The following is a 1859-nucleotide window of genomic DNA, read 5'->3' on the forward strand; positions in this document are numbered from 1 at the left end:
AACACAGTGGACGCGAGCAACTGAGGACAAGCCCTCGGCCTATTAGTACCGGTCAACTCCACACGTTACCGTGCTTCCATATCCGGCCTATCAACCCAGTCGTCTACTGGGAGCCTTACCCTCTCAAGGAGGTGGGAATACTCATCTCGAAGCAGGCTTCCCGCTTAGATGCTTTCAGCGGTTATCCCTCCCGAACGTAGCCAACCAGCCATGCCCTTGGCAGGACAACTGGCACACCAGAGGTTCGTCCGTCCCGGTCCTCTCGTACTAGGGACAGCCCTTCTCAATATTCCTACGCGCACAGCGGATAGGGACCGAACTGTCTCACGACGTTCTAAACCCAGCTCGCGTACCGCTTTAATGGGCGAACAGCCCAACCCTTGGGACCGACTCCAGCCCCAGGATGCGACGAGCCGACATCGAGGTGCCAAACCATCCCGTCGATATGGACTCTTGGGGAAGATCAGCCTGTTATCCCCGGGGTACCTTTTATCCGTTGAGCGACGGCGCTTCCACAAGCCACCGCCGGATCACTAGTCCCGACTTTCGTCCCTGCTCGACCCGTCGGTCTCACAGTCAAGCTCCCTTGTGCACTTACACTCAACACCTGATTGCCAACCAGGCTGAGGGAACCTTTGGGCGCCTCCGTTACTCTTTAGGAGGCAACCGCCCCAGTTAAACTACCCATCAGACACTGTCCCTGATCCGGATCACGGACCCAGGTTAGACATCCAGCACGACCAGACTGGTATTTCAACGACGACTCCCCCTGAACTGGCGTCCAGAGTTCACAGTCTCCCAGCTATCCTACACAAGCCGAACCGAACACCAATATCAAACTGTAGTAAAGGTCCCGGGGTCTTTCCGTCCTGCTGCGCGAAACGAGCATCTTTACTCGTAGTGCAATTTCACCGGGCCTATGGTTGAGACAGTCGAGAAGTCGTTACGCCATTCGTGCAGGTCGGAACTTACCCGACAAGGAATTTCGCTACCTTAGGATGGTTATAGTTACCACCGCCGTTTACTGGCGCTTAAGTTCTCAGCTTCGCCCCACCGAAATGGAGCTAACCGGTCCCCTTAACGTTCCAGCACCGGGCAGGCGTCAGTCCGTATACATCGCCTTACGGCTTCGCACGGACCTGTGTTTTTAGTAAACAGTCGCTTCTCGCTGGTCTCTGCGGCCACCCCCAGCTCAAGGCGTAAAGCCCATCACCGGATGTGGCCCCCCTTCTCCCGAAGTTACGGGGGCATTTTGCCGAGTTCCTTAACCATAGTTCACCCGAACGCCTCGGTATTCTCTACCTGACCACCTGAGTCGGTTTAGGGTACGGGCCGCCATGAAACTCGCTAGAGGCTTTTCTCGACAGCATAGGATCATCCACTTCACCACAATCGGCTCGGCATCAGGTCTCAGCCACAAGTGATCCGGATTTACCTGGACCACGGCCTACACCCTTACCCCGGGACAACCACCGCCCGGGATGGACTACCTTCCTGCGTCACCCCATCACTCACCTACTAACCGCTTGGTTCGGCGGCTCCACCACTTTCCTTTCCCCGAAGGGTCCGGAACGGCTTCACGGCCTTAGCATCACGATGCTCGATGTTTGACGCTTCACAGCGGGTACCGGAATATCAACCGGTTATCCATCGACTACGCCTGTCGGCCTCGCCTTAGGTCCCGACTTACCCTGGGCAGATCAGCTTGACCCAGGAACCCTTAGTCAATCGGCGCACACGTTTCTCACGTGTGTATCGCTACTCATGCCTGCATTCTCACTCGTGAACCGTCCACAACTCGCTTCCGCGGCTGCTTCACCCGGCACACGACGCTCCCCTACCCATCCACACAGGCGTTG

1 rRNA gene is annotated in these 1859 nt (G+C 56.8%); it reads right to left on the reverse strand.

The features are described from left to right. Positions 1-22: 22 nt before the first annotated feature. Positions 23-1859: ribosomal RNA gene (locus C1J00_RS42735) — 23S ribosomal RNA — on the reverse strand; the annotation flags it as partial.

Source organism: Streptomyces cahuitamycinicus (assembly GCF_002891435.1).
Classification (GTDB): domain Bacteria; phylum Actinomycetota; class Actinomycetes; order Streptomycetales; family Streptomycetaceae; genus Streptomyces; species Streptomyces cahuitamycinicus.